Below are 329 nucleotides of genomic sequence, written 5' to 3' on the forward strand. Positions count from 1 at the left end.
GGTTATCGGTCAGACTGAGCATAGACTCTGCCACAATCGCCGGAATCTGATTCTCCACCAGCAAACGACCGAACACCGTGGCTGTATACAGGATCAGCAATACCCGGCCTGATAACCAGGTGGTTGTTTCCAGCGAGCGGAAAATATCATCCCAGCTCAGCTCTTTGTGGATAAAAACACCGACAAACAGGGTATAGAAGATTGCGACAATCGCTGACTCTGTTGGCGTAAAGAAACCAGAATAGATTCCTCCAAGAATGACCAGTGGCGCCAGAATGGACCAGAAACCATGTTTAAATGCCTGACCAATCTGTTCAAAATCCCAGCCT

At 48.3% G+C, this 329-nt stretch carries 1 protein-coding gene; it reads right to left on the bottom strand.

Annotation, left to right across the window (positions count from 1 at the left end):
* A partial coding sequence (locus H4O21_RS24945) for a TRAP transporter large permease subunit (protein ID WP_182812684.1) occupies positions 1-329 on the bottom strand: 329 nt, incomplete at both ends.

Origin of the sequence: Oceanospirillum sediminis, from assembly GCF_014164585.1 — a bacterium.
GTDB lineage: Bacteria > Pseudomonadota > Gammaproteobacteria > Pseudomonadales > Halomonadaceae > Oceanospirillum > Oceanospirillum sediminis.